Source organism: Pyxidicoccus sp. MSG2 (genome assembly GCF_026626705.1).
In the GTDB taxonomy this organism is placed as follows: Bacteria; Myxococcota; Myxococcia; order Myxococcales; family Myxococcaceae; genus Myxococcus.
This window is the reverse complement of the sequence record NZ_JAPNKC010000001.1, coordinates 12459723-12467166: the sequence shown is the minus strand read 5'-3', so window position 1 is coordinate 12467166 and position 7444 is coordinate 12459723. Positions and strand designations below refer to the sequence as shown.

6 protein-coding genes are annotated in these 7444 nt (G+C 68.7%); 5 read left to right on the top strand and 1 reads right to left on the bottom strand.

Annotated elements, in window-relative coordinates; genetic code table 11:
- The first annotated feature begins 19 nt into the window (after nt 1-19).
- From OV427_RS47435 to OV427_RS47425, 3 genes are all read left to right on the top strand, one after another.
- Nucleotides 20-856 carry an SIR2 family NAD-dependent protein deacylase gene (locus OV427_RS47435; RefSeq protein WP_267862869.1) on the top strand — a complete coding sequence of 279 codons (837 nt, stop codon included), beginning with the start codon at nt 20-22 and terminating at the stop codon, nt 854-856.
- Between the two features lie 62 nt (nt 857-918).
- Complete coding sequence (locus OV427_RS47430; protein WP_267862868.1) at nt 919-2505, top strand: hypothetical protein; 1587 nt, start codon at nt 919-921, stop codon at nt 2503-2505.
- A gap of 105 nt (nt 2506-2610) precedes the next feature.
- A complete protein-coding gene (locus tag OV427_RS47425) occupies nt 2611-3120 on the top strand; it encodes a DUF1993 domain-containing protein (RefSeq protein WP_267862867.1) in 510 nt (169 codons plus the stop codon).
- 16 nt (nt 3121-3136) lie between these two features.
- Here the strand turns inward: OV427_RS47425 and OV427_RS47420 are convergent, their stop codons facing one another.
- A complete protein-coding gene (locus OV427_RS47420) occupies nt 3137-3520 on the bottom strand; it encodes a VOC family protein (protein WP_267862866.1) in 384 nt (127 codons plus the stop codon).
- Between the two features lie 146 nt (nt 3521-3666).
- Here OV427_RS47420 and OV427_RS47415 point away from each other — a divergent pair, with 146 nt between their 5' ends.
- Nucleotides 3667-6009, top strand: coding sequence for a hypothetical protein (locus OV427_RS47415; protein WP_267862865.1), 2343 nt, complete (start codon nt 3667-3669; stop codon nt 6007-6009).
- 190 nt (nt 6010-6199) lie between these two features.
- Nucleotides 6200-7324, top strand: a complete 1125-nt coding sequence (locus OV427_RS47410) for an alpha/beta hydrolase (protein ID WP_267862864.1) — start codon at nt 6200-6202, stop codon at nt 7322-7324.
- The last annotated feature ends 120 nt before the right edge of the window (nt 7325-7444 follow it).

Sequence of the window (7444 nt, the reverse complement as noted above, 5' to 3'; positions counted from 1 at the left end):
AGGTAGAAGGCAGGTTCGCATGTTCCAGTCGGAGTTCCGTCGTGCCGCCGAGGTGCTCCGCTCCGCCGACGCGCTCATCATCGGTGCGGGCGCGGGCATGGGCGTGGATTCGGGCCTGCCCGACTTTCGCGGGACCGAGGGCTTCTGGAAGGCCTACCCCGCCTACGCGAAGCTCGGTCTGGAGTTCGCCTCGATGGCCAACCCCGCGTGGTTCGAGAGCGACCCTGAGTTCGCATGGGGCTTCTACGGCCACCGGCTCGGGCTGTACCGGGCCACTGTGCCCCACCCGGGTTTCGAGCTGCTGCGCACCTGGGCCTCACGCATGCGCCACGGGGCCTTCGTCTTCACCTCCAACGTGGACGGCCAGTTCCAGAAGGCCGGCTTCACCGACGCGCGCATCCTCGAAGTGCATGGCTCCATCCACTTCGTTCAGTGCCTGGGCGGCTCGTGCTCGGGCATCACCTCCGCGGGGCCCTACTCCGTGGAGGTAGACGCGGAGACCTTCCGGGCCCGGCCGCCCTTGCCCAGGTGCCCGACTTGCGGCTCGCTCCTGCGGCCCAACATCCTCATGTTCGGGGATTGGGGATGGGATGGCTCCCGCTCGCGAGCCCAGAGGCAGCGGCTCAACGAGTGGCTGGCGGCCGTGCGGCCCGGCAGGCTGGCCATCGTCGAGTGCGGCGCCGGGACGGCCATCCCCTCCGTGCGCGAATTCTGCGAGGACGCCGCGGCGGACCACGGCGGAACGCTCATCCGCATCAACGTCCGCGAGCCTCAGGTGCCCACGGGCGGCATCAGTCTTCCCCTCAAGGCCCTGGAGGCCCTGAAGGGGATTGGAGAGGAACTGGAGCGGGCCTGAGGATCTTCTGGGCGCGCAGGTTGCCCGTCCCACCAGGCAGGAAGTAGGGGCATATTGCGCGAATGGAGATTCCCTTCGACAGCTTCAATCGGGAGGAGCGCGCGGCCTGCTCGCACCTCTTTCGACTCCTCCATGAGGGGCTTGCCACCGCGCCGCAGGCGAGCGCTATGGCACAGGTGCTGGCCGTCCTCCGTGGGCGTGGCGTGGACATTCCCGGCGAGGCCGCTGGCGCCGTGGTCCTGACCGAAGTCGCCCTCATCCGGGATGCGTACGAGACGTGGAAGGGCAGTGACGTCTCCAGCCGCATGGATGAACTGGTCGGGCTCGTTGCCGAGGGACGTCCGCACACCCGGTGGTCGCAACTGGCGCCGATCCTCCGAGACCCGAAGCAGACCTACCCGGCCCAGGTCCGCACGAAGGCAGACCGCCTTTCCATCGGGGTCGGGCCCGAGGGCACCCTCCGGGAGAGTGCGCTGGACGTGCAGAACCGCGCTGTCTACGGCGCGCTCCAGGGCGTGTTCAATGCGAAGCCGGACCTCGCGCTCGTGCTTCCCTCGAGGCTCCTCGTCTTCGAGGCAAAGCTGACCGAGGCCTTTGATACCGAGCAGCTCGAGCGCACCGGGTTGCTCGCGCGGCTGTGGGCCTCGCGTCTTCTCCACGGCTACCTCGGGTACACCTCTCCTCCTTCTGTGTCCGTGGTCAGGATCGGTGATGAGGGCACGGGTGCCGAGCTCACGTGGCAGGACCTCCATCGCCTCGCGACGGAACGCTACCCACCGAATGACCGAACGTGCATCGCACTGCGCTCGGTCGTGGACCTCCTGGGTGCACGCCGCCGTCCCACCAGGCCTCCCACAGGAATCGCAAAGGCCCTCGCCGAAGAGTCGCCCAGGGGTTCGCACGAGATGAGCATCTCCCTGGCGGCGCTGCAGGACGTGAAGGCCCGCGTCGCGGAGCGGCTGCGGTCGGACACGGCCTTCGAGGACGGCAAGGTCGAGGCCCTGGACAGCTGGATGGAGCCACTCCCGCCCACCGCCGAGGAGTGGGTTCGCGAGTTGCGCAAGCGCAACGTGGAGCCCTGGGGCTTCTACGCCGCCGCGTGGCTGCTGCGCGAAGCGGCTCCAACCCCACGTCCCACGGAGGTCGTTTCCGGCGATCTGGAGGTGGGGCCCGGCGAGGTCCGCGTCATCCCTGGCGACCTCCGCGTCGAAGGCCACCTGCGCATCGTCGGCACCCTGTTCGTGCTGGGGGATGCCGAAGTCACCGGGCTCGTCCGGGACTGTGACCCGGACTCCCGGGTCGTCATCGCCGGGGCGCTGCGGTGTGGAAGTCTCGTCACGGATGGGGCCTTCTTCGTCGGCGGGGACCTCGTCGCGAAGGACCTCATCCACGGCTTCCGCAATGACAAGTCATTGATGGTCGCCGGTGGCATCCGCGCGCGACTCTTCCTCGGCGAGGACCACGACATCAGATTCGGTGGCGACCTGGAGACCGAGCTGGGCTCCGACGAGGATTTCTTCCGGAACGACGAGCTCCTCGCCCGTGTGCGGCTGTGGCTCGTGGACGCGGTCGTCGACGCAAACGGGCTCCGCCGCGACGCGCTCATCGCGTGCCTCCGCGAGGGTCGCTCCATCTTCCGGAGAAAGTAGCCCCGGCTGCGCGACTCCACTGGAGGGACTGGGGGTGGTTGCCGAAGGAGGTGCACCGGCCGCCGCCATGGGTTAGAGCAGGGCTCCCAATTCCGGAGCCCTTCCATGACGATTTCCATGTCCTCGGCCAGCGTGCCGATTTTCGTTTCGATGCTCGGCAACCTCTCGAAGTGTCTGGGCAAGGCCCGGGCCCATGCGGACGCGAAGAAGTTCGACCCCAACGTGCTGGCGACGGTGCGGCTTGCGCCCGACATGCTGCCCTTCAAGACCCAGATCCAGATTGCCTGTGACTCGGCCAAGTTCTGCGTGGCGCGCCTCTCCGGGACTGACGCGCCGAGCTACGAGGACAACGAGGCCACGCTGACCGAGCTCGAGGAGCGCATCGCGAAGACCATCTCCTACCTGGAGTCGGTGCCTCGCGAGAAGCTGGACGGCACCGAGGAGAAGCAGGTCAGCGTGCCGAGGCGCGGCCGAGACCCGCTGCTGTTCTCCGGGGAGCAGTACCTGAAGAGCTACGCCCTGCCGAACTTCTTCTTCCATGTGACGACCGCCTACGCGCTGCTGCGTCACAACGGCGTGGACCTGGGCAAGTCGGACTTTCTCGGCGCGCGCTGAGCCTCGGACTCGCGCCTCAGGTCTCGCGGAAGACCGCCTCCATGTTGTTGCCGTCCGGATCGATCACGAAGGCGGCGTAGTAGCCTGGCGGGTACCCCGTCGCAGTGCCGCGTAGCCCGGGCGGGCCATTGTCGGTTCCGCCCGCCTTCAGGGCCGCGGCGTGGAAGGCATCGACCTCGGCGCGACTCCGCGCCTTGAAGGCCGTGTGCTGTTTCACGCCGTGCGGATGGAAGCGGTCGATCCAGAAGACCGGATACTCGACGCCATAGCCAACGCCATCCGCCCCATCGTTCTCGGGAAGCTGGATGACCCGGCGAAGGCCCAGCGCGCCCAGTGCCGCATCGTAGAACGCGGCGGAGCGCGCGACGTCCGCGACACCAATACCCGTGTGGTCGATCATGCCGTTGACTCTCTCCGCGCACCGCGAGGGAACTCGACAGAGCCCGGCTGTGAAACCTTGTTGCCCGGAAACTTTGGGGGCTCTCTTTCCCATAATCCAGGAGCGGACTCACACCCCTCTCCGTCCGCGACTTCTGGAGCATCAGCATGACGACGCGCGTCACTGGCGGTGGTGTCCCTTCGACAGCCTCGACCTCCGCGAGCAACGAGGCGGCCGAGGCCGCTCGGCGCGCGGCGGAAGAGGCCCGTCGCGCCGCCGAGGAGGCTCGCCGCAGGGCCCAGGAAGCGGCGGAGGCGGCGGAGCGGGCGCGCGCGCAGGCGCAGGTCTCCAAGGGTCTCCAGGACGCGAAGAAGGACCCGCAGGTGGTCGCCGCGGACACCCAGGCGAAGCAGCTCGCGACGGCTGCCGAGAAGGCAACGCAGCGCGCCAACACCGCGGCCCTGGCCGCGGGGCAGCCGCAGCCCTTCTCCACGGCGCCCGCCACCAACACCATCCGCAACTCACTGCTGAAGGACAGCGGAGACTTCTCCGGCCGTCCCCAGGCCTCGCTCTTCGGCGACCCCGCGCTCGGCGCCTTCCCCGCGAGCTTCCGCCCGGAGCCGGCCGTCAGCGCCCTCTCCGGACCCGTCGTCACGCAGACGGCCGCCACCAGCGGCGCGAAGTCGACCGACGAGGCCCGCACCCACCTCGTCGACGCCAAGAAGGCCTACGACGACGCGCACAAGAAGACGCAGGAGCTCAACGAGAAGCTGAACCAGGAGCTCGCCAAGCTCGGCCCGGCGCTCACCGACGCGCAGAAGCAGCAGTACGTGCAGGAGTTCCGGGAGAATCACCCGGACGAGTACGCCGCCGAGGAGGCCGCGGCGAAGAAGCTCAACGACGCGCTCAACGACCCGAAGCTGCTCGAGGCCGCGAAGAACAACCCGGACGTCGCCAAGGAGAGCGTGGACGCGGCGAAGTCGCTCGGGGAGTCCTCGCAGGCCAAGGGCGCGCTCGAGTGGGCCGGCAAGGCCCTGGACCCGAACGGCCCGGCGGGCACCGCCTTCGAGGGCCTCAAGGACCAGATTGACGACGACGTCGTGTCGCCGGCGCTCACCACCGCCTCCGGCCAGCTCCTGGCGGAGAACGACGGTGACGCCCAGGCGGCGCTGAAGCAGCTGACGGAAATCACGAAGCCGCTCGTCACGCTCTCCAAGGGCGGCGCGGCCATCAAGAACGGCATCCAGACCATCAAGGCCGCGCTCGCGTCGGGCGACCCGAACCCGCTGCGCCAGCTCTCGCAGTCGGGCGGCAAGCTGGGCACGGCGCTGGCGGGCGTGGGTGTCGCCTTCGGCCTGGCGAGCGCGACGAGCGACGCGAAGCGGGGAGAGTGGGGCAACTTCGTCAAGGACCTGGCCAACACGGGCCGCAGCGGCGCGCAGGCCGCGGCCTCCGTGATGCGCACCCTCGGCGAGTCGGGCCGCATCGCCGCGCAGACGGGCGAGAAGGCAGCGGCGTTCCTCTCGCGCCTGGCGCCCGCGTTCGGCGTGGTGGCCAACTCGATTGTGCTCGCGGACCACTTCAAGGACTTCCTGGACGATCCGTCCGTCGGTGGTGGCGTCCAGGCCTTCGGCGACGCCGTCGCCGTGGTGGGCGCGGGCCTGGGCACGGTGCTCCCGGGTGTCGGACAGATTGTCGAGGGCGTGGGCCTGGTGCTCTCCGCGTTCGGCGGCCTGCTCGTCGGCAAGGAGAAGCAGGAGGCGCTGGACAACGAGTCCGAGGGCATCCTCAAGGAGATGGGCGTCGACTCGGACGTGGCGAAGACGCTCGCGCACGGCGACGACCAGCCCGAGCGGCTGTCCAAGGATCTGGGCCTGTCTCCGGCGCAAATCCAGGACCTCGCGAAGCGCTACCCGACGATGTTCGATGCCCCGGGCCTGGGACAGTCGGTCATCGACGCCGCCAAGGCGTGCGGCATGAAGGGCCAGGACGCGGTGGGCTTCATCGACGCGCTGTCGAAGGGCAACCCGGACTTCGCGTGGGATTTGCTGGGCGTGAAGCCGATGATTCAGGGCGACGGCACACACCCGACGTCCACGGACGACTCGTGGCGCGCCTACGTCCAGGGCCGCTACCCGGACGCCTACGCGCATGCCCAGCAGCACGCGCCGGACCTCTTCGGCCAGAGCGCGGAGTCGCGCCTCAGGGCGGACCGCGACTTCGAGCAGAACGCCGGGCAGATGGACTTCCCGCTCGTGTACGCGCGCCTGTGCGACAAGAACAAGGGCGACGAGGCGTACACCAGCGAGTTCATCCACCGGATGAAGGACAACGGCTACCTGGACAACTTCGTGCGGTTCATCGACCAGAACGGCCTGGACATGGACCGCAGCGGCGCCAAGGCCGCCCTCGACGCCGCGTTGAAGACGGGCGTGCTCTCCGAGGCGGACGTCCAGAACTACATGAACGGCAGCAACGGCGACGCCTGGCGCTCCATCCTCGGCCGCTGACCATGAACAGCAGGCAGGCAGACAGGCGCTCGACACGCTGACGCGGCGGCATCCACACCGCCGTGGACGCAACGTGCAACGCCCCGTGGCATTCCGCCGCGTCCGCGGCGCATCATGCGCGGGTCGGTAGAGTGGTCACGATGGCGGCACGCGCTTCGCATTCGACACCTCCCGAGCAGGGGAGGTCCGCATGTCACGCCACATCGCACTTGCGCTCATCGCCACCGGATTGGCGCTCGTGGTGGTGCCCTTCGCCCTGGCCCGTGGCGTCGGCGCGAGGGCATTTTCGAAGCAGCTCCCGGGTCTGGGCGCACTGTCCCTGGACTTCGTCCGGGGAGATGCCGAGCTGCCGCAGCACCTCGAATATGTGCGGCTCGACAGCCGCGCCCTCGACGGAAATCTGTTGGGCGATTCGCCGACGCGGGAGCTGGGTGTCCTGCTTCCGCCGTCGTATTTCAGCGCCCCCGAGCGCAGGTACCCCGTGGTGTACCTGCTCCATGGCCTGGGGGCGCGGAAGGACGGGCACCTGGGTGCCGTGGGTGTACAGCGCGCCGCGTTTCGCCAGATGGAGGAGGGCGCGATGCCCGAGCTCATCCTCGTCGCGGTGGATGGGACGACCTCCCTGGGCGGGAGCTACTACGCGCGCTCGCCGGCGATTGGTGACTTCGAAACCTACGTGGTGCGTGAAATCGTGGGTGCGGTGGATGCACGGTACCGGACGCGCGCCGAAGCGACGTGGCGCGCGATTGCCGGCTTTTCGATGGGTGGGCACGGCGCCATCAAGCTGGCCATGAAGTACCCGGGCGTGTTCTCCAGCGTTGGCACCTTGAGTGCGAGTCCGTTGGCCATCGACCAGCGCAGGGCGCTGTACCGGAACGCACTGGCGCGCCAGCCCGTGGCGAGGAACGCCGGAGAGCTCGCGGAGCTGTACCCGTTCGATGGCGCCTGGACGGTGGCGTCCATCTACGCGAAGGCCGCAGCATTCTCTTCCAACCCGAAGCGCCCCCCGCTCTTCCTCGAGCTGCCGTTCCAGAGCGGCCGCGACGACGACCCGGTGTGGAAGCGCTGGCTGGAAGAGGACCCGCTCACGCTGCTGACCACGCGCCATGCCGCGTTGGGCACACTCGACACGCTCTACATGGACCGGGGCAGCAAGGAGACCCTTCTCGGGGCGGAGGCGTTCGACCGCGCGCTCGAGAGCTTCGGGATTCCTTTCCGGCACCAGGTGTTCGAAGGCGGGCACGCGGACGACTTCCAGGAGCGGCACCTGCGCATGCTGCGATTCCTGGCGATGCGCTGGACTCCGGGCGCGTAGCGCGGCGAGTCACCGGTGGAGGGCGATGCTCAACGTTCGAGCTTGCCCCGTCTTGCATTGCGTGAGCCCAGAAAGGGATTCTGCGGTCAAGCCCGGGGCCTACCCCTGGAGGGTGAGGGA